Raw genomic sequence first — 19,646 nt, 5'->3', positions numbered from 1 at the left:
TATTAAGATGTACTTTTACACACGTACCAGACCAGCACTTCAAGCAACTCTAGATTTTTCATTGAGAAATCGAACCTTCAAAAGTAGAAATTAGCCTGTTTGTCATGGCAAATGAGCTTCATCTCATAAACATTTCCGCTATCAAATATTCACTCCTGAATCGGTTATTCTGAGCGCAATAACCTCCAGATAAACACATCACACCCAAAGGATTGGAATGAACACTAAAAACACTCATTGGCAAGAATACTATCAGGCGGTTAATCGCCGCCCCCACCATCCTTTGGTTGAGCAGGCTATCGCTGAAAATACATCAGGCCTTATGGTCGCAATCGATGCCGGGTGCGGAACGGGAACTGAATCAGAATTTATATCTCAGGCGGGGTACAAAGTATTAGCTTTCGATCCCGACAAAGAAGCAATTAAAATATGTCACGAACGCTTTATTGAGAACAAATCAGTATCGATATACAGAGATTGCTTCGAAACCTTCCATTACCCTGCAAACGGCCTTTTTATTGCCAAATCCAGTCTTTTCTTTTGCGACCCAATCAAATTCGACCAGGTGTGGTCAAACATTAAAGCGTCAATACAAACAGGAGGTGTCTTTTTTGGGCAGATACTTGGTGATCAAGACAGCTGGGAATCGAACGAAAAACGACTGATTAGTAGGTTTTCTCGACATGAAGTAGAAACCATGCTGTCTGATTTTGACATCATCACATTCGATGAAAAAAGGGATAAAGGTAAAACTGCTGTTGGCCGAGAAAAATACTGGCATTTTTTTACATTTCTCGCTGTAAAACGTTAATTAGTCTAAAAAATCAATATAAAAACCTATTTTAGAATGTTAATTCTTAGGTTCCCATTACTGAGAACGCTTGTATTAGAGAGTGGATGCTATTCTTCCTGACTACAAGGAAGTTGATCGCAGGTATGTTTAGTGCAGTTTGCCCGCGGCTTTGTCCATCAACTGATACAAAGGAGCGCGATGTGGCTCGTAGCAAATTAGCTATGTTTTTGTATGTATTTTCTCTACTCATCATGCTGGGCTTCGCCGTCACTTACCTCACCAAAACTGAGTTTATGCCCTACCATGCCGATGCACTCTCCACGCAGTGGCAAGACCTACCTAAGCCACAGCAAATTTTAATACTCGCACTGATGAAAGTAGTGGGTGGTCTCGCACTGGCTTTTTTTACTCTGGCAGTCTGGGTACTTGTGTCAGCGTATTGGCAAGGCCAAAAATGGGCTTTCTGGGCACTGCCCATCTGCGGCAACATTGCTGGTATTCCTACCCTTTACGCTATGTACACTGTATTAACGAACACACCAGCCGAACCACCAATATTACCTCCTCTGCTTGGGCTGGTAGCGTTTAACGTTGGCCTGCTTGTTACGCATTGGAAAAGCTAACTGCACATTGCCGAGTGAATCAGGAACAAAACGGGTAAAGCACAACACTGCCTTGCCCTGAAATACGCCACCCTACTCTCTTTTCATGAGATGATACCCAAAATCTGATACGACTTACCCTTGAGAGTCTGGAATTCACTCGCTTTGCATTATGATATTGAGAATCAATCAGGAGTGCATTTCCCGTCTCTTTCTATCTGATCTTAGTGATTATCGCTAATATACTTAAAGATAGATTGAGCGTCATACCTGCAACCTTCCTTAATTTCGGTACCCGAAGCACGTTGAATATTCTAGAGAACGTAGCTAAAAAATGGAGTTTTTCATGTATCGCTACCCAAAAACAAAAAAGCAAGACACCCTCGATACGTATTTTTCGCAGCAAGTCGCGGACCCCTATCGCTGGCTTGAGGATGACCTCAGCGACGAGACTGCTCAATGGGTAGGCCAGCAAAATGAAGTGACCTTCCAGTATCTTGATTCTATCCCTTATCGTGCTGCCATCAGAGAAAAGCTATCAAAGGCATATGATTACGTGAAAGAGTCCGCTCCTTTTAAGAAAGGAGAGTACACCTACTTCTATCGCAACGATGGCCTCCAGAATCATGCCGTCCTCTATCGATATCAGGACAACATCGAGAATGCTTCTATTTTTCTTGATCCCAACAGTTGGCACGACGAAGGTATAATCTCACTTAGCAGCTTGTCATTTTCTGATTCTGACAGTCTCATCGCCTACTCAACGTCAGAGGGTGGAAGTGACTGGCGTACCATTTATGTCATTGATGCGGAAACCGGGGAGCAGGTTGACGAACCAATTCAGGATGCAAAATTTACTGGCGTGAGTTGGCTTGGCGATGAAGGGTTTTATTACTCAACCTACGATAAACCAGACGGCAGCGAGTTATCAGCACGCACCGAACTTCATAAATTGTACTTCCACAAGCTGGGCACCGGTCAGCAACAGGATCAGCTTGTGTTTGGTCATCCATCCGATCCAAGCTTTCGCTACGTTTCCGGCTATACAACTCAAGACAACCAATACCTAGTAGTACAAGGAGCCAATGCTACCTCCGGCAATATCCTTTACATTAAAGACCTAAATATTGAAGGGGCGGAGCTGATCCAACTGACTGAAAACGACACGGCTGATAGCTATGTTTGTACCCATAAAGACGGCAAGCTGATTATTTATACCAATCACAAGGCCCCTATGGGTAAAATTGTGGCTGCGGATGTGAAAAAACCACAGCAGACTGATTGGCAGGATGTAGTCGCTGAAACAGAGCATGAACTGAGTGTCAGTTATGCCGGTGGATATTTATTTGCTTTCTACCTAGTTGATGTGCAGACACAAATCAAACAGTACGGTATTGATGGACAGTGGATACGAGACATTGCCTTACCTGCAGTAGGCTGTGCGTCGCTCTCCAATACTCGTGAAGAAAATAAAGAACTTTATTTGTCGTTCACCAATTACACCACTCCGTCAGAGATTTATCACCTTGACCCTGATACAGGCGAAACCGCTCTCTATCGCCGTAGTGAGTGTCCGATTGATAGTGATGCACTGACATCCAGCCAAGTATTTTTCACGTCAAAAGATGGCACCCGGGTTCCACTCACAATCTGCCATCGCAAAGGTATTGAACTAGATGGCAGTCACCCTACCCTACTTTATGGCTATGGCGGTTTTAATATTAGCCTTGAGCCTGCTTTCAGCCCGTTTGCAGCTGCCTGGGTAGAAATGGGCGGTATTTATGCCGTGGCAAATATCCGGGGTGGCGGTGAGTATGGCAAAGCATGGCATGACGCTGGTACTCAACAGCGCAAGCAAAACGTCTTTGATGATTTTATTGCGGCAGCAGAGTACCTTATCGACAACAAGTTCACTTCGTCAGAGTCGCTTGCCATTCACGGAGGGTCAAATGGTGGTTTGTTGGTGGGAGCTTGCATGACGCAACGGCCTGAGTTATTCAAAGTTGCCATACCCGCTGTAGGCGTCCTTGATATGCTTCGCTATCACACCTTTACGTCAGGTGAAGGCTGGGCGTATGACTTCGGCACGTCAGCCCAAAGTGAAGAAATGTTTCAATACTTATTGGGTTACTCTCCCGTCCATAACGTCAAAGAGGGTACGCGATATCCATCAACACTGGTTACGACCGCCGACCACGACGATCGAGTGGTGCCCGCTCATTCCTACAAATTTATCGCCGAATTACAGGAAAAACATGCTGGAGATAACCCTGTCATGATTCGGATAGATGTGGATGCTGGACATGGTGCTGGAACACCCACCCACAAGGTTCTCGATGCCAAAGCAGATATGTACGCGTTTTGTTTTGACCAAATGCAAAAGCAGCCAATACTGTAAAACGTCACGCCCTTATCCGAATAGATAACGATTGACGATAAATGCAGCGCCACGCACTTGGCGCTGCTCTCTTGAAGTCTTAATTTCGATGCGAGGTCAGCATGTCAATGCATGGATATAATTTCTATGCGTGGATATAATTTCTACGCGCGGATACAATTCCTATGCGTAGATAAAGTTTCGATGAACATACAAAAAGCCTCACGATTCTTCACCTCCCCCACAAAAAAGCAAGAAAACGACATTTATGCGGTTCATTCTCTCTCATACCACTTGCTGACATATTTCCAAATTACTATCTGCAGCAAAAAGACGCGAGTCTAATGCATACCACAGTGGTATCCTATTGCTCATACACATAAAGAGTAACAAAAATGACTAAATTAACGACAGATACTCAAGCTAATCTCCTGATGTTTATCGAGGAAACCAAGAACTCTCAGGTCGTATGGGGACTTCAGAACGAAGATGGCTGGTTAGCATGTGATTCAACAGAATTTGAAGAAAGCGAAGTCATGCCCTTCTGGTCATCAAAAGAGGATGCTCAGCATCATAATGTCGAGGAGTGGGCGGATTTTGTTGTCACCGAAATTCCACTCGACGTATTCGTAGAAGATTGGTTACTAACTTTGGATGAAGATGGCGTTCTGGTAGGAACAAACTGGAATCAGTCATTGGAAGGGAAGGAAATTGAGCCTTCTGCCCTAGCTAAAATGTATCTGTAAAATGCGCACTCAAGTGACAAACTAGGGGCCTTTTAGATTCCTAAAAGTGGGTAGCTCGTACATAGAGCTATCCATTAAAAATATCTAAACGAAAAACGTTATTCCTCTGTCCGTAATACATTAAACCCTTTCAATACACTCTCTCTTGATCATCCGTTCTATTTTTCTTTCATTCTGAAATAAAAAGACATACCGAATCAGTCTCACCTATCTCATACTAAAACGACCCTGCCTTAGTTGAATATGCTTGTTAACTCGGGTTTATTATTGCTCGATAATACTTTGAATTTAAGAAGGAGAGGAAGTATGGATGGAGAGAGTCATTTTAGGTTTTTGGAGCGAATGTACAGCGTTGCGCCAGTGAATGCTTTTTATAAACCCACCATGACAATTTCTGAAGGACGGGCAGAAATTGAAATTATGGCCTCTCAGCAACACCACCATTCAGCGGGAGCGGTGCATGGTTCGGTATATTTTAAAATGCTTGATGATGCCGCATACTTTGCTGCCAGTTCACTGGAGGATGAATACTTCATTCTCACGACGTCTTTCACCACCTACCTCACCCGGCCCATCGTTTCAGGTAACATGAGAGCAGTTGGTAAAGTCGTTAATCGAAGTAAAAGCCAGATTATTGCCGAGTCTGTTGTTTACGACAGCGATGATAAAGAGATAGGTAGAGGAAACGGATTATTTGTTCGTGGGCGTCAGCGCCTTGCAGAGATTGATGTTCCGGATGAATTGAACACCTATGATTAAGAAACCCTATCTTATAAAAAGAAAAAGCCGCTGATGTATCAGCGGCTTTTCTAATGTGGCGGAGAGATAGGGATTTGAACCCTAGATACGCTATTAACGTATGCCGGTTTTCAAGACCGGTGCTTTCAACCACTCAGCCATCTCTCCGAAGCGGGAAGAATAATATAGCTGACTATTATCAATGTAAAGCCCCAAAACAACTCAAATACACTGATTGGCTAACGTTCCACCATACACGTTAAATTTTAAGCAATAAAAAGCGTGCCATTTAAGGGCACGCTTAATTTTCGTCCGGCTAGAACTGATTAGCCAAATCGGCCACTGATGTAATCTCGCGTCAACTTATGCTGAGGATCATTAAATACTTTCTCAGTGGTATTTACTTCAACCAGGTCACCGAGATGGAAGTATGCAGTACGATCAGAAACACGTGAAGCCTGTGACATAGAGTGCGTCACAATTACGATACTGAAGTTCTCTTTCAGTTCTGCGATTAAGTCTTCGATGATACCCGTCGCTATTGGGTCCAACGCCGAACACGGCTCATCCATCAGAATGATTTCAGGTGCGATAGCGATGGTCCGTGCAATACAAAGACGCTGTTGCTGGCCGCCTGAAAGACCTGTTGCCGGTTGATACAATCTATCTTTCACCTCATCCCACAAACCTGCACGACGCAGTGACTGTTCAACAACACCCTCAAGATCTTCTTTATGATCAACAAGGCCATGGACTCGTGGCCCATAAGCAACGTTATCAAAAATAGATTTCGGGAATGGATTGGGTCTCTGGAAAACCATACCCACCTGCGAGCGAAGCTCTACGATCTCGGTATTTCTATCGTAAATATCGTTGCCATCAAGATGAATAGCACCAGATACCTCACAACCGGGCACAGTGTCATTCATTCGGTTAAGACAGCGCAGAAACGTTGACTTGCCGCAACCTGAAGGTCCTATCATAGACAGTACCTGCTTTTCGCCAATATCAATGTTGATATTTCGAATCGCCGGTTTTGCACCATACTCGTAGTCGACACTCACATCACGAGCCGTCATCCGTGGAGATTCGACAAACTGGACACCACAGGTCTCCTTTGGCGCTGCCTGATGTTGCGACTTTAACGTCGCATTTCCTGTGCTCGACAGTTCGCTTCCACTCAATACAGTTGTTGTCATCTTTTTTCTCCTACCACCGGCGTTCTAGACGTTTGCGCAAAATAACTGCAACGGCGTTCATGAATGCCAAGAAGGCAAGTAACACCATAATCGCGCCCGATGTGTTTTCAATGAATCCTTTCTCAGGGTTTTCTGCCCAGAGGTAAATTTGTACAGGAAGTGCGGTAGCAGCGTCCAGTGGGCCGCCTGGTACTTCCACAATAAAGGCAACCATACCTATCATGAGTAGTGGTGCCGTCTCTCCTAACGCTTGTGCCATACCTATGATAGTACCTGTCAGCATTCCTGGCATCGCAAGTGGTAAAACGTGATGTAGGACCATTTGCATTTTTGATGCACCGACGCCTAAAGCAGCATCTCGGACTGAAGGTGGCACCGCTTTAATCGCTGCACGGCTTGAAATAATGATGGTAGGCAGCGTCATCAGCGTAAGCACTAGGCCGCCTACAACTGGCGCTGAACGTGGCAAATCCGCAACGTTGAGAAACACAGCCAAACCTAACAGACCGAAAACAATCGAGGGAACTGCAGCCAGGTTATTGATGTTAATTTCAATCAACTCTGTCACTCGATTTCGAGGTGCGAACTCCTCAAGATAGATTGCAGCCGCTACACCGATAGGAAAACTCAGTACCAAGGTGACTAGCAAAGTGTAAAACGACCCAACAGTTGCCCCCCAGATTCCTGCAAGTTCAGGGTCACGGCTATCACCATTGGTAAAGAAATGATGATTGAATACCGTTCTCACCCTGCCATCAGCTTCAAGCGTATCGAACCAACCGATGTGCTTATCTTTAAACTGACGAGAGGACTCAGGGATATCTCCTCTGATGTTACCTTTGTTGTACTGATTAAAATTATCTCCAGCCTGCGCCCAATAGGTGTAAGTTGTACCTATCAGTTCAGGATTATTCGTCACAATATCTCTTAGGTCATACTCAGCACCGTTCGATATGAACCGATACAGTTCGCGTCTGTCACGCCTACCATCGACTGATACTTCTTCACGCAATGCATTACGTAATGCTTTACGGTAGCTTCCCTGCGATACAATGGCTGGATCCGTTTCACCTTCTTTCACTCCCAGAGTGTCAGAATCCAGCGAGACATCAAGACGAATCTGTGTCGTGTAAAAAGCAGTATGACCATCAGCAACTATGGTTGTTATTAGGACAAATAAGAATGTAAATGCCATCAAAATTGATGCGATACCATAGAAACGAAAACGTGCCTCTTTGTTTCTACGGCGCGAAATTCCGGCTTTTACCCTCTCCTTTTTGGTTTTGGAGATCTCTAGTAATTTATCAGTCATACTGCTCTCGATATTTCTTCACGATACGAAGTGCAACGAAGTTCAACGCCAGCGTGACAACAAAAAGTGTCAAGCCCAAAGCGAACGCAGCAAGCGTTTTTGGACTGTCAAACTCCTGGTCGCCCACTAACAAGGTAACAATCTGCACAGTAACAGTAGTGACAGATTCCAACGGGTTAGCTGTTAAGTTGGCAGATAAACCTGCCGCCATGACTACAATCATGGTTTCACCAATAGCACGCGAAACTGCAAGCAACAAACCGCCAACAACTCCAGGTAGTGCCGCAGGTAACACGACGTTGATTATGGTTTCTGATTTTGTGGCTCCGAGTCCGAGAGAGCCATCCCTCAAAGATTGGGGTACTGCGGTAATAACATCATCTGAGAGAGACGACACAAACGGAATGATCATTACCCCCATGACCAGACCTGCTGCCAATGCACTCTCCGCAGATGCACTGTCTAGGCCGATCCCATGTGCGAAATCACGAATCAATGGTGCCGCCGTCAGTGCAGCAAAAAAGCCGTAAACAACAGTTGGGATACCCGCCAGTATCTCCAAAATAGGTTTCACAATGTTTCGAATACGCGGTGACGCATACTCGGCAAGGTATATAGCACTCATTAGGCCAAGAGGAGCTGCAACAGCCATTGCGATGAAGGAGATCATCAATGTTCCGGTGAACAGAGGAATCGCACCAAAAGCTCCGCTCGCCCCTTGTTGATCACTTCTCAAGGCGATCTGCGGTGACCATTCAAGGCCAAATATAAAATCAGTGATTGGAATAATTTGGAAGAAGCGGATGGCTTCGAACAATACAGAAAGAACAATCCCTAACGTCGTCAAAATGGCAAGAGTGGAACATGCCAATAGAAAACCTTGCAATGCATACTCAACGTAACGCTGAGCTTTAAACTTCGGTCTAACCAGCTTCCAGCCAAGAGCTACGCCTGCCAGTGACAAAGTAATGATGGCAACATTCTGGATGAGATTGCCTGTTTGGGTCAGTTGCTTGAAATGCGCTGCAGCACTCAACAAGTCCTGATCATCTGTCGTGATGACACCTGTTGAGATGTGTATTATCTGACTGAATAATAGAACTACGCCTTCATTGGATTGAAGCAATCTCTCTGGGACCTGAGCCAAAACCAGAGATTGAATAAGATTTGGTTCGATGACTTGCCAGATAGAGAATAAAATCAGCGCTGGAACCGCAGCCAGAATCGCTGAAAAAGAACCATAGTACGAAGGGCGAGAATGAAATGTTTTCAGCCCACCTTGCTCAATAGCAAGGTCTCTTGACCGCTTACGTGCAAAGAAAAATGCACTGAGCGCCAAAAGAAAAATCAAGGTCATTAAGGTCGACGCTTGCATACCTACTCCTAGAAAAACAGAGTTAATGTACAAGGCCGGGTAACGCACCCGGCCTATTTAGCAACCCTGTTTACTTACAGGTTTGGTTTCAGATCTACAGCGCTGTTACGAACCACTTTCCAGTCACGAGCAGCCAGTGGAATCAGACCACGGTCAGTGAGGTAACCCTCATCGCCAATTGCATCTTCAGAAGTGAAAGAAGTTACATACTCTTTCAGACCAGGGATAACATTCTGGTGAGCTTTCTTCACGTAGAAGTACAGTGAGCGTGATACTGGGTATGAACCATCGCCAATGGCATCAAAGCTAGGTGCAACACCTGCAATTTGAGAGCCCTGAACCTTGTCTGAATTTTGGTCGAGGAAACTAAAACCGAAAATACCAAATGCTTGAGGATTTGCGTCAAGCTTCTGAACAATCAGGTTATCGTTCTCACCAGCTTCGATGAACGCACCGTCTTCACGAATACCGTGACAAACTGCTTTGTATTTCTTCTTGTCTGCTTTTTTCAGAGCAGCCAATTCAGGATACTTTTTACAGCCACCTTCCATCGCAAGTTCAACAAACGCGTCACGAGTACCAGATGTTGGCGGTGGACCCAAAACTTCGATTTTGGTTGCCGGCAGAGAAGGATTTACGTCTTGCCAAGTTTTGTTCGGGTTAGCAATCAGATTTCCTTTGCCGTCTGGAACTACTTTCGCCAGAGCAGTAAAGATATCTTTCAGCTCAACATCAAACTGCTGGCTCTTTTTAGAGTTTGCAAACGCGATACCGTCATAACCAATCTTGATTTCTACGATGTCATTTACACCATTCTTCGCACAAAGCTCGATTTCTGAGCTCTTGATCTTACGCGAAGCATTAGTGATATCTGGCGTATTCTCGCCAACACCTGAACAAAACAGTTTCAGACCGCCGCCAGAACCTGTTGATTCAATTTTTGGAACAGAAAAAGACGATGTGCGGCCAAAGCGCTCTGCAACAACGGTAGCAAAAGGATAAACAGTAGACGAGCCTACGATACTGATATAGTCACGAGAAGCGGCATTCGCATTACCCGCGATAAGAGCTGTCAGGCCAACTGTTGTTGCTGCCATCAATGCCTTCAATTTCACATCAACCTCCAAGTCGATAGTTCTATAAATAGAGAGTTCTTTAGGTAGGTACAAGCGCCTTTGTTTGTACCAATGGGGTGTTTCAATTTCTGCGTACAAATTAGAAATCTTTAGTTACACTAACCTGACTCTTTTATTAAACTTTAATTACAACCGAGGTTAAAAAATATCCTTTTTCCGATTCTATCAATAAAGACTTCACATTATAAAATGCGCTATATAACACCTTAAGATGTTGTTTTTAAAAAATTAATTTTTATATCTATTTCTTGTTAGATATCCTGACACTACGTTTTTTGCTATTTTTTATTGTTAAGTTGCTAATTATTAAACGAGACGAGATTCACATTAAGATCCGCGATGTGTAACAATTCCTTCTCATGATAGAGGATTGCTCATTGCCACACTGGCCATTGAATCGATATGTTTCAGAATTTTTGGACGGGAGTTTTTAAACTTATGGCTCCTCAGGTTAATTTTCTATTCCACTATCTTGACTAACCAACTATGAACTATTCAGGTATGACATACGATGATGTAAATGGCGTAGAAGTAACCACCTGCAATTCTTGTCCACTTACGTAGAGACTGACATCTGTTGGTGATCCTGAAGTCAAATCTTTCACTTGAAATGTATTTGATAAATTTTTTCTTGAGGCGTGTGTAAAAGAAATTCAAAGTAACTAAAGAAGGTCCGAGTTAATTCGATTCTGAAAAATTTCAATCTACAAAGTAGACTCAGAGATGGCCCAGTAAGTTAGGGTTTCATCACTAACATAAGAAGTAGGTCGAAATATATCTTTATATTTACCTCCTCTACAACAAATAATTAACACGCCAATATTTTGACTTTTTAATCACTCTTATTTATTAATAAGATATGAACTAGTTCCAAAAAATTGACATTAAAGAAAAAGTTTATCGTCTCAAAAGCTAAACTTAACCCTAATTATTTTTAATTTTTTTATTGAAATAGAGAAAAATAGCATTATTATCGCCACTAAAATCATAGCAACATAAAATCAATCATTTAACGCTTGCGAAACAACATTGCATATAAAATCAAGTTTATAAAATAATTATATAAATTTTTTACTAATAATATTTAATATCGCCTAGGTCGTTTAGATGATTAAAACTGTATTTATTGATTTTGACGGTGTCCTGAGACATTGGTCTAAGCATGACATTAAAGAAGCAGAGGCCACTATGGGTCTGCCTGACGGCGTTCTTTATCGATATGCATTTAAGCCCGATCACTTGCTGCCCACGATCACTGGTAAACAAAGCCATAATGATTGGATTGTCCAGGTGGAAAAGGCAATTTCTTATGATTTTGATTTAGACTCAGCAATAAAGATGACACAAGCTTGGATGAAAGCAGGAAGCTTTATAGATCGTTCATTCTTAAATAGAATCAAGGCGACCTTCCCTGAAGCAGATTTCGTACTTATTACTAATGCGACTGACAAACTCGACGAAGATCTTGCTACAAATCATCTACTTTATAGCTTCAATATGATCATTAACTCCTCGTCTGTGGGCGTTGCTAAGCCTGATATCGAGATTTTCAAGTATGCACTTGAGGCAACGAAAACAGCCCCTGAACATGCAGTTTTTATTGACGACTCGCATGAAAATATAATGTCGGCTGAGAAACTGGGTATCCTTGGTGTCCATCACACGGACCCGATTCGAACCTTGACCATGCTCAATGCTATTAAACAGAGTAGTTTTGCCTTCCACTAAGAAAAAGAGCTGATCATAAAGATCAGCTCTTTTTTTATTTATTATGGAAGTAAATTGTAAATGCAGCTGTCACTTCCTTCCTGATGAACGAAATATTTAGAGTCTATTTTCACCGGAACGATCAAGGAAAAGTATCCTCAACAATTAAATTAATTCCTAAGATTGGTGTTTGCCCTTGGCTCAAATAAACGTCGCTATTTCATCAAGTGGTTTTTTCTTAGTCGCGTGTTCCGGTATTGTTGCGCCTTCTTCGGGGTATCCAGCAACGATTAACATATAAGGACGATCGTTGTCATTGTCATTATCCCTGCCACAAACCTTTTTCAAAAAACTCATTGGTTTTGGAGTATGGGTTAACGTTACTAAGCCAGCGCTATGCAGAGCTTCGATAAGAAACCCTGTCGCAATACCGACGGATTCATGAACATAGTAATTGGTTTGTTCATTGTCATTCTCAATTCCACCACGTTTTTGGGCAAAAATAGCAATTAACCAAGGTGCTTTTTCTAAATAGGGTTTGTGAGCATCGGTGCCCAAAGGCTTCAGAGCATCAAGCCACTCTTCACCAGCACGCCCCTCATAAAAGCTTCTTTCAAGCGCTTCTGCCTCTTCCCTAATTTGTGATTTGACTGAAGGATCACTTATCGCGACAAAATGCCAGGGCTGATGATTTGCTCCACTAGGTGCAGTTGCTGCGGCCTTTATGCATTCTTTAATTATATCTTTATCAACAGGGCGATCTGAAAAATCACGTATTGTGTGACGACGACGGATATGAAAGAAGTGGGCTTTGGCTCGTGCTAACATTTCATCTTGTGGATACTCTATATAATCCTTAAGAGATAAAAAATTCTCTAATTCATTCATTTGCATTACCTTTCCCTAAAAGACACTTTTGCTTCACATTAAAAATATAATTTTCAATCTGAGACTAAAATGAAGGACTAGTAATAGCACAGCAAATATTACAAGTTTTATTCCAATTTATGAGCATGGCACCAAAACCGAATGTGCTATGTTTAGAAACATATTGAAAGTGCCAAGTAGGTCGCATCATATTCAGCGGATGTCATTTTCTTTTATTATAAAGTTAAGTTCGCATAAATTAACAACTAATAAATTTATCGAATGCAGCATGACAATCCGTTATTTGTTCGAGCTATTACACTAATTAATGTATAATTTTTAATAGAGAAGGTCATGGAAAATAAGTTATTAAGTTTTAGAATGCAATTATTTGCATCAGTAATACGAGCAGGAAGCTTCACTGTAGCCGCAGATCAATTAAACCTTACAAAATCCGGTTTAAGTCAACACATTACAGCACTAGAACAAGAACTCGGTGTACAGCTTATGCACAGAACAACACGTAAGCTTACCCTTTCTCACGCTGGTGAAAGATTTTTCCAACGTTGTGTAGAATTAGAAAACCTTTTACGTATTGCTGTCGATGAGCTCAATGAAACCCAATCAACTATTTGTGGTGGTCTCACATTAACAGCGCCTGAAGGGCTTGTACGTCCCATTATTTCTCCCGTTGTTATTCAATTAATGGCTAAACATCCAGAACTAACTATCGATCTCATTGTGTCTGATAAACAACTTGATTTAATACAAGGAAATATTGATGTAGCGATACGTGCTGGAAAACTTGTTGATAGCTCATCAAAAGCAAGAAAGATTGGGGAAGTCTCCGAATATTGGTATGTTAACAAGAATATCATTTGTAATGAGTCGTTGGCTGAAATTGTTTTGCCTTGGCAAAATAGTTCATCAGAAAAACAACTCAAAGTAAGTACATTCCCAGCAGCTATCGAATTTGTAATACAAGGAGCAGGAATAGCCTTATTACCCGATATTGCCGTGCTTGATTTTATCGATAATGGCACATTGATAAGAATTGACCATCCCGGTAATCCGGGTCTAAAGCAAGATAAAATTCCTGTCTACGCGATTCATAACTATCAGAATCATACTCCAAGAAATGTACAATATGTTATTGCTGCTATTGAAGAAGCGCTCAAGAAGTTATGTACAAAATTAGATATTGTGAATTCTTAGTCATCGTTACAGCAAGGCCACAGAAAGAGCGTGGCCGATCAACATATACAAGTGCACCAACATAAATTCACCGAAACAACACATTGACAGAATTTTAACTTTCCAACATCACCCTTACATAAAATATCGATTATCTAAGCTGGATCTCATATTTAACCTCCCTATAAGTAATTTTTTCACAAAAACTAGATGAAAGTAATATTTCAGACTCTTGAGCTATAAAAATAAATCAATGCAAATTAAAACACTAATATAAATCCAATATAAAAAACAAAAGACTATTATGAACAGTGGTCACTATAAAATATTAGAATGTAATGGCGAATTGAGTTTTATGCATTGAAAAATAACAAATTTACAACATAATTATCCTATTGACACTATTGAGACAGAATAAAAACATCAATTAGGTGAACTGAGGATAAATTCATGCAAAATAAGTTTCTGCTTGAGGCATTTCAAACGCCAGATTCAGTGGCTGGCGTGCTCAGCCAATATTATGACTCGCTCCCAAGCGATCCCTATGTTGACAGTAATATCCGGTTCCGCTCCTATGCACATTTTCGAGCTAATGAAGGTGGTTTAACAGAAAGACTACCTCACAAACCTTTTACCCAATCATCAAAATTTAATCGCGTTGTTGGTGATATCGAGCGCCATTTCGCGCCGATGAGTGATGAAATGGTCGCGACTGACGAGTTTCAACACCTTATTCGTTCATTTGTAGAACGCACTGAAATAGATAAAGTGAATGGTCACTTCGATGTCCATCAAATTCGTGTTACCTGTAATGAAGATGCAACCAGCGCCCCAGCACCAGAAGGTATCCATCAGGATGGTTTCCGCTTCGTTGGTATTTTCTGCGTGCAGAGAAAAAATATTTCTGGTGGCTACACTCAAATATTTTCATCGCCAGTTGATCAGCATCCACACCTGAATACCGTCCTTGAGGAAAATCAATTCATCATCCTTAACGACAGTCGTTACTTCCACCATATTTCAGAAACACTCTCAAGCAAAGCAGGCGAAAAAGGAGTAAGAGATGTCTTCGTCTTCACTGCAGATTAAATGCAATATAAATACGATAAGAGCAAACTTCCCTGCTCTACAGCAAACTATTAATGGGTTTTCTCCCGCCTACTTTGACGGTCCTGGCGGAACCCAACTTCCGAAAACGGTTCAAGCGGCATTTGCTGATTATTTAGCATCCGGAAATTCAAATCTGGGCGGACAGTTTTCAGTGAGCCGCAATACTGTAGAGTTAGTTAACACTGCTCGTGAGCATGCAGCAGCAATGTTTAATGCGTCTACCCGCGATGAAATGGTTTTTGGCGCTAATATGACGTCAATGACACTTCACTTCAGCCGTTCAATAGCCAGAGAATGGCAAGCAGGTGACGAGATCATACTGAGTGACGCTGACCATGGTGCAAATCGCTCATGCTGGGCGATGGCAGCTGAAGAAAAAGGGGTCAAAGTCCATTACCTCCCTGTAACAGGTAAAACATGTGAACTTGACATAAATGAACTGGATAAGCTTCTCAACGACAAAACCAGACTGGTTGCGGTGACAGCTGCCAGTAATCTGAGCGGAACCACTGTCGATATTCATACAGTAGTCAAAAAAGCCAAAGCAGCAGGTGCTTTAGCATTTATTGACGCTGTTCATTTACTACCCCACCAGCTCGTCGATGTACAGACTCTGGGCGCCGACTTTGTTGCAGCTTCGGCCTACAAGTTCTTTGGTCCCCATCTCGGTATTATGTGGGGGCGCTCGGAGTTACTCAACAGTTTGACGCCTTACAAGGTCGAGCCCGCACCCGGTTATGCCCCTAATTGTTGGGAAACGGGTACGCTGAACTTTGAGGCCATATCCGCATTCGTTCAGGCTGTTCGCTATCTTGCTTCACTGGGCACTGGCGATGACCTTCGCGAGCAACTGGTATCGGCATATGGCCAGATCCACAGTTATGAGCATGAGCTATCACAATATTTTTTGACAAAGCTTAAGACTTGTCCGGGAATACAGCTCGTTGGCAGACCTGAAGCTACAGGAAGAACAGCGACCTTCGCACTTCGATTTAACGAATTAACCCCGTCAGAAGTTGCAGCGCATCTTGGTGAACAAGAAATCTACGTCTGGACTGGACATCTATATGCAGACAGACTGACTGACGCTTTGGGTATCACAGATAAAGGTGGCATCCTGCGAGTTGGCTTGATGCACTACAACACAGTGGAAGAAATTGATCGCCTGTTTGTTGCTTTAGATAATCTCGGTGTGTGTCAATAATATGATCTCTAGAGTGCATATAGCGAAAAGCAATATGCACTCTTCTTATTACACAAACTGATGTAACCTGCTTCCCGCCACTTATCCACTCGAATATCCTTAAACCCAGAAAATAGTACACACCTCCCTGACACTGACTAATTTAAAAAACAATAAGTGCCAAATATGAGAAGTTTCATATCTCTACACTCATTCTTGCAACGTTAATTTAAAGCGACTTATGTCAAGATACATACAAATGTGGGTTCTAATTTAGTCAGAATAAAAAACAGTGCAAAAGAAATGACAGAAGCATTATTTAAGTACTCTGATAGTGAGTGTTATTTTAGATACTTGTTGCAGCGATTTGTGGGAGCTTGATGCGAGGCATTAGATGTATTGTGTTGCTAACATTCATATTCCAAACTTCATAAGTGTTCGTGAGACACTTACGCTGCCCTGTTTTAAGCCGTATGCGTATATTTGGCGTGAAACAAAGAATCTGATGTTCCTTGCAACGCCAATATGCATACACCTTAAGCTCTACACTTTGCTGATAAAGCATCAACGCTCGAGAAATTAATAAAGACTAGGGATGGATAGAACAGATGAAAGATGAAACGCTTGCAATACATCACGGCTATGAGACTGACCCAACCACGAAAAGCGTCGCCACTCCGATTTATCAAACTGTCGCTTATGAGTTCGACGATGCCCAACACGGTGCTGACCTTTTCAACCTTGCCGTACCCGGCAACATCTATACACGGATGATGAACCCAACGAATGATGTCTTGGAACAGCGCATGGCTGCCTTAGAGGGTGGTATTGCCTCTCTGGTCGTCAGTGCAGGCAGTGCCGCCATAAATTATGCTATTCTCACACTGGCACAAGCTGGCGATAACATTGTGTCGACACCTCAACTCTATGGCGGCACCTATACACTTTTTGCTCACATGCTGCCCAACCAAGGCATAGAGGTTCGCTTTGCAAAAGATGACTCTCCTGAGAGCCTTGCTGAACTGATCGATGAAAACACAAAAGCTGTGTACTGTGAGAGCATCGGGAACCCGGCGGGAAATATTGTAGATATCAGTCGAATTGCTGATCTCGCACACCAGCAAGGTGTGCCTGTGATTGTTGACAACACTGTTGCTACTCCCGTCTTGTGTAAGCCTATTCAGCACGGCGCAGATATCGTCGTTCATTCCCTGACAAAATACATCGGTGGACATGGCACTACGCTTGGTGGCGTCATTGTCGATTCAGGCAACTTCCCGTGGGATCAACATAAAACGCGTTTTCCAGTGCTAAACGAACCTGAGCCGTCTTATCACGGTGTTGTTTATACCGAGGCATTTGGTCCGGCGGCTTTCATTGGACGTGCCCGAACAGTACCACTTCGAAATACCGGTTCAGCTCTGTCGCCAATGAACGCATTTATGTTGATGCAAGGCCTTGAGACTCTGCCTCTTCGCATGGAACGTCATGTGGAAAATGCGCATAAAGTGGCAAAATATCTTGAAGAGAATGACAAAGTGAGTTGGGTAAGCTACGCAGGCCTGCCATCATCACCCTATTTCCCACTGGCTGAAAAGTACATGAAGGGTAACCCATCAGCCATTTTGTCATTCGGTTTGAAAGAGGGCTATGAGGCTGGTGTTCGCTTCTTTGATGCATTAGCAATGATAAAACGACTGGTTAATATCGGCGATGCAAAATCACTTGCCTGCCACCCCGCTTCAACTACTCACCGCCAACTCACGTTGGACGAGCAAGCACAGGCTGGCGTATCACCGGAGATGATTCGTATTTCCGTTGGTATCGAACACATCGACGATATAATTGCGGATATCGAACAGGCATTGAATGCCTAAAGCCTAACCACTGGCAAAAAGATAAGTTCTCTGGACGCCCGTATTTACACGGGCGTTTTTTATCTTTTACAGTAAAGGCTTCGCCAGCAGAACAACACCAATATGAACAACCATAAACCAAAGGACAAAACTAGACAGGATATAAAAGAGAAATCTTAGGTTTACATTATTAAATGTACAGTGAATGAAACTATGAACCAAGCGTAAAGCAACAAACGACCAAGCTGCCTGCACCATAATTTTATCCACCAACTCTGCCTGAACAGAAATAATGCTGATGACATAAAAAATGACTGGTAGCTCAAAAAGGTTTTTCAAATTGTCTGAAGGAAAAGAGACCTCGGCTGGCATCATTTCGACCAGAGCAGAAGACTTGCCAAGTCGCGCATAATCGACATGATGGGTAAGTATATAAGACAGTCTGCGTATATACATGTAAACCCAAACCACAAACGTCAGCGCAATCATTGCAAGTATCTGAGGCCACAATTCAAAGTTCCCTATTTCCACGCATTACCCCTCAAAAATAGATATGTCTTTATCAACATACTGGTTGGTATAAATGACATATGTTCCTGCCAATTTATCGTGCCAACCCTGTTTTTTATCATCGAGTGCTACCCAAAGCAGGCCAAGCCCAAAAGGGATTGATGACACAAAATAGCCAAAATATCTCACTACATATTGAATCTTTGTTGGTGGAAGTCCGGTTTTTGCATCAATAATCTTGGCAGAAATGAGTATCTTTCCGGGAGTGGCAGCGCGATATATCCAGAACAAAAGTGTCACTACAAATGGAAGAATAAAGCGAAGCATCACATCAGTCGTACCAAGAAACAAACGCTCAGACACAAAAAGTTGCTCTCCATAAACACTGTAAAGCCACGGGGCTGTCACTACCCCTAACAACACACCGTCAACCAAGGAAGCAAGTGAACGGTGCCAAAATCCAACATATTTTCTGTTTAGATCTCCGCTGCGCGATGTTGAGTCATTTTCCATAAAAATTGGTATGCCTTACCACTTTCAAATCTGCCAATTAGATATAACTGAATGTATCCCAACATATGCTTCTACCACCTTGATGAATCAGAAAAATTGCTGAGAGACAGCTAACAGTAATGATACTTCCTTTCAAGTCATTGTGATGACTCAATTTCTATTATTTAAAAAGACTCGGACTTTTACCTGACTTACTTGTCAGAACAGACGACAGAGATGAAACAATTAACTCATACACGTCAAGTGACACGCTCAAACCCATACACTCATATGACGGGTTTAATGACATATTCAGACAATGTATATAGTTGGAAGATGTTGTTATTTGGTTTCAAATGAATGTCTGTGTCTCTAACACACTCATCGACCTCAACTCAGTTCATCACTGGTTAGGGACGAAATTAGCAAAAAGAGGCTTAGATGGAACG

General features: G+C 42.6%; 17 protein-coding genes and 1 tRNA gene. 10 read left to right on the top strand and 8 right to left on the bottom strand.

The annotated features are described in order from the left end of the window. The first annotated feature begins 217 nt into the window (after positions 1-217). The 5 genes from A8L45_RS08575 (at position 218) to A8L45_RS08555 (ending at position 5,277) form a co-directional block, all read left to right on the top strand. Positions 218-811 carry a class I SAM-dependent methyltransferase gene (locus tag A8L45_RS08575; protein ID WP_068901256.1) on the top strand — a complete coding sequence of 198 codons (594 nt, stop codon included), beginning with the start codon at positions 218-220 and terminating at the stop codon, positions 809-811. A gap of 182 nt (positions 812-993) precedes the next feature. Further along, complete coding sequence (locus tag A8L45_RS08570; protein ID WP_068901249.1) at positions 994-1,416, top strand: hypothetical protein; 423 nt, start codon at positions 994-996, stop codon at positions 1,414-1,416. Between the two features lie 325 nt (positions 1,417-1,741). After that, entirely contained in the window at positions 1,742-3,793 is a 2,052-nt protein-coding gene (locus A8L45_RS08565) for a prolyl oligopeptidase family serine peptidase (protein ID WP_068901240.1), read from the top strand. Between the two features lie 374 nt (positions 3,794-4,167). Further along, positions 4,168-4,518: a DUF2750 domain-containing protein gene (locus A8L45_RS08560; protein ID WP_068901233.1), complete on the top strand. Its 351-nt coding sequence runs from the start codon at positions 4,168-4,170 to the stop codon at positions 4,516-4,518. A 306-nt stretch (positions 4,519-4,824) separates the two neighbouring features. After that, on the top strand, positions 4,825-5,277 hold the full coding sequence (locus A8L45_RS08555; protein WP_068901231.1) for a PaaI family thioesterase: 453 nt from the start codon (positions 4,825-4,827) through the stop codon (positions 5,275-5,277). Positions 5,278-5,333: 56 nt separating this feature from the next. On the opposite strand, the gene A8L45_RS08550 is transcribed toward A8L45_RS08555, so the two are convergent. The 5 genes from A8L45_RS08550 to A8L45_RS08530 all read right to left on the bottom strand — a co-directional run bounded on the left by A8L45_RS08550 (position 5,334) and on the right by A8L45_RS08530 (position 10,257). Beyond that, positions 5,334-5,424: transfer RNA gene (locus tag A8L45_RS08550), tRNA-Ser, on the bottom strand. A gap of 158 nt (positions 5,425-5,582) precedes the next feature. Then, the gene (pstB, locus tag A8L45_RS08545; RefSeq protein ID WP_217492147.1) at positions 5,583-6,335 is read right to left on the bottom strand and encodes a phosphate ABC transporter ATP-binding protein PstB; all 753 of its coding nucleotides are present in this window, start codon (positions 6,333-6,335) and stop codon (positions 5,583-5,585) included. A 130-nt stretch (positions 6,336-6,465) separates the two neighbouring features. Then, complete coding sequence (gene pstA / locus A8L45_RS08540) at positions 6,466-7,767, bottom strand: phosphate ABC transporter permease PstA (RefSeq protein ID WP_068901225.1); 1,302 nt, start codon at positions 7,765-7,767, stop codon at positions 6,466-6,468. Continuing rightward, positions 7,760-9,142 carry a phosphate ABC transporter permease subunit PstC gene (gene pstC / locus A8L45_RS08535; RefSeq protein WP_068901224.1) on the bottom strand — a complete coding sequence of 461 codons (1,383 nt, stop codon included), beginning with the start codon at positions 9,140-9,142 and terminating at the stop codon, positions 7,760-7,762. The genes pstA and pstC overlap by 8 nt, the downstream gene beginning before the upstream one ends. Before the next feature lie 74 nt (positions 9,143-9,216). After that, the gene (locus A8L45_RS08530; protein ID WP_068901223.1) at positions 9,217-10,257 is read right to left on the bottom strand and encodes a substrate-binding domain-containing protein; all 1,041 of its coding nucleotides are present in this window, start codon (positions 10,255-10,257) and stop codon (positions 9,217-9,219) included. A 1,128-nt stretch (positions 10,258-11,385) separates the two neighbouring features. Between A8L45_RS08530 and A8L45_RS08525 the strand changes: the two genes are divergently transcribed. After that, complete coding sequence (locus A8L45_RS08525) at positions 11,386-12,006, top strand: HAD family hydrolase (RefSeq protein WP_068901221.1); 621 nt, start codon at positions 11,386-11,388, stop codon at positions 12,004-12,006. 180 nt (positions 12,007-12,186) lie between these two features. Here the strand turns inward: A8L45_RS08525 and A8L45_RS08520 are convergent, their stop codons facing one another. Further along, positions 12,187-12,873, bottom strand: coding sequence for a nitroreductase family protein (locus A8L45_RS08520; RefSeq protein ID WP_068901343.1), 687 nt, complete (start codon positions 12,871-12,873; stop codon positions 12,187-12,189). Positions 12,874-13,206: 333 nt separating this feature from the next. Between A8L45_RS08520 and A8L45_RS08515 the strand changes: the two genes are divergently transcribed. The 4 genes from A8L45_RS08515 to A8L45_RS08500 all read left to right on the top strand — a co-directional run bounded on the left by A8L45_RS08515 (position 13,207) and on the right by A8L45_RS08500 (position 18,216). Further along, entirely contained in the window at positions 13,207-14,067 is an 861-nt protein-coding gene (locus tag A8L45_RS08515; protein ID WP_068901216.1) for a LysR family transcriptional regulator, read from the top strand. Positions 14,068-14,496: 429 nt separating this feature from the next. Further along, entirely contained in the window at positions 14,497-15,135 is a 639-nt protein-coding gene (locus tag A8L45_RS08510; RefSeq protein WP_068901213.1) for a 2OG-Fe dioxygenase family protein, read from the top strand. Continuing rightward, positions 15,110-16,360: a cysteine desulfurase-like protein gene (locus A8L45_RS08505; RefSeq protein ID WP_068901212.1), complete on the top strand. Its 1,251-nt coding sequence runs from the start codon at positions 15,110-15,112 to the stop codon at positions 16,358-16,360. Before A8L45_RS08510 ends, A8L45_RS08505 begins: the two co-directional genes overlap by 26 nt. A gap of 587 nt (positions 16,361-16,947) precedes the next feature. After that, complete coding sequence (locus A8L45_RS08500; protein ID WP_068901210.1) at positions 16,948-18,216, top strand: O-acetylhomoserine aminocarboxypropyltransferase/cysteine synthase family protein; 1,269 nt, start codon at positions 16,948-16,950, stop codon at positions 18,214-18,216. A gap of 66 nt (positions 18,217-18,282) precedes the next feature. Here the strand turns inward: A8L45_RS08500 and A8L45_RS08495 are convergent, their stop codons facing one another. Continuing rightward, the gene (locus tag A8L45_RS08495; protein WP_139122339.1) at positions 18,283-18,726 is read right to left on the bottom strand and encodes an MAPEG family protein; all 444 of its coding nucleotides are present in this window, start codon (positions 18,724-18,726) and stop codon (positions 18,283-18,285) included. A gap of 3 nt (positions 18,727-18,729) precedes the next feature. Next, positions 18,730-19,218 carry an RDD family protein gene (locus A8L45_RS08490; protein ID WP_068901208.1) on the bottom strand — a complete coding sequence of 163 codons (489 nt, stop codon included), beginning with the start codon at positions 19,216-19,218 and terminating at the stop codon, positions 18,730-18,732. Positions 19,219-19,646: the final 428 nt, after the last annotated feature.

This window comes from Veronia pacifica, from assembly GCF_001707825.1.
GTDB classification, from domain to species: domain Bacteria; phylum Pseudomonadota; class Gammaproteobacteria; order Enterobacterales; family Vibrionaceae; genus Veronia; species Veronia pacifica.
This window is presented reverse-complemented; position numbering and strand designations above follow the sequence as displayed.

Coding starts and splice junctions, on each gene's coding strand:
- A8L45_RS08575 (WP_068901256.1), top strand. CDS start 218: ATGAACACTAAAAACACTCATTGGCAAGAATACTATCAGGCGGTTAAT.
- A8L45_RS08565 (WP_068901240.1), top strand. CDS start 1,742: ATGTATCGCTACCCAAAAACAAAAAAGCAAGACACCCTCGATACGTAT.
- A8L45_RS08560 (WP_068901233.1), top strand. CDS start 4,168: ATGACTAAATTAACGACAGATACTCAAGCTAATCTCCTGATGTTTATC.
- A8L45_RS08555 (WP_068901231.1), top strand. CDS start 4,825: ATGGATGGAGAGAGTCATTTTAGGTTTTTGGAGCGAATGTACAGCGTT.
- pstB (WP_217492147.1), bottom strand. CDS start 6,335: ATGACGGCTCGTGATGTGAGTGTCGACTACGAGTATGGTGCAAAACCG.
- pstA (WP_068901225.1), bottom strand. CDS start 7,767: ATGACTGATAAATTACTAGAGATCTCCAAAACCAAAAAGGAGAGGGTA.
- pstC (WP_068901224.1), bottom strand. CDS start 9,142: ATGCAAGCGTCGACCTTAATGACCTTGATTTTTCTTTTGGCGCTCAGT.
- A8L45_RS08525 (WP_068901221.1), top strand. CDS start 11,386: ATGATTAAAACTGTATTTATTGATTTTGACGGTGTCCTGAGACATTGG.
- A8L45_RS08520 (WP_068901343.1), bottom strand. CDS start 12,873: ATGAATGAATTAGAGAATTTTTTATCTCTTAAGGATTATATAGAGTAT.
- A8L45_RS08515 (WP_068901216.1), top strand. CDS start 13,207: ATGGAAAATAAGTTATTAAGTTTTAGAATGCAATTATTTGCATCAGTA.
- A8L45_RS08510 (WP_068901213.1), top strand. CDS start 14,497: ATGCAAAATAAGTTTCTGCTTGAGGCATTTCAAACGCCAGATTCAGTG.
- A8L45_RS08505 (WP_068901212.1), top strand. CDS start 15,110: ATGTCTTCGTCTTCACTGCAGATTAAATGCAATATAAATACGATAAGA.
- A8L45_RS08500 (WP_068901210.1), top strand. CDS start 16,948: ATGAAAGATGAAACGCTTGCAATACATCACGGCTATGAGACTGACCCA.
- A8L45_RS08490 (WP_068901208.1), bottom strand. CDS start 19,218: ATGGAAAATGACTCAACATCGCGCAGCGGAGATCTAAACAGAAAATAT.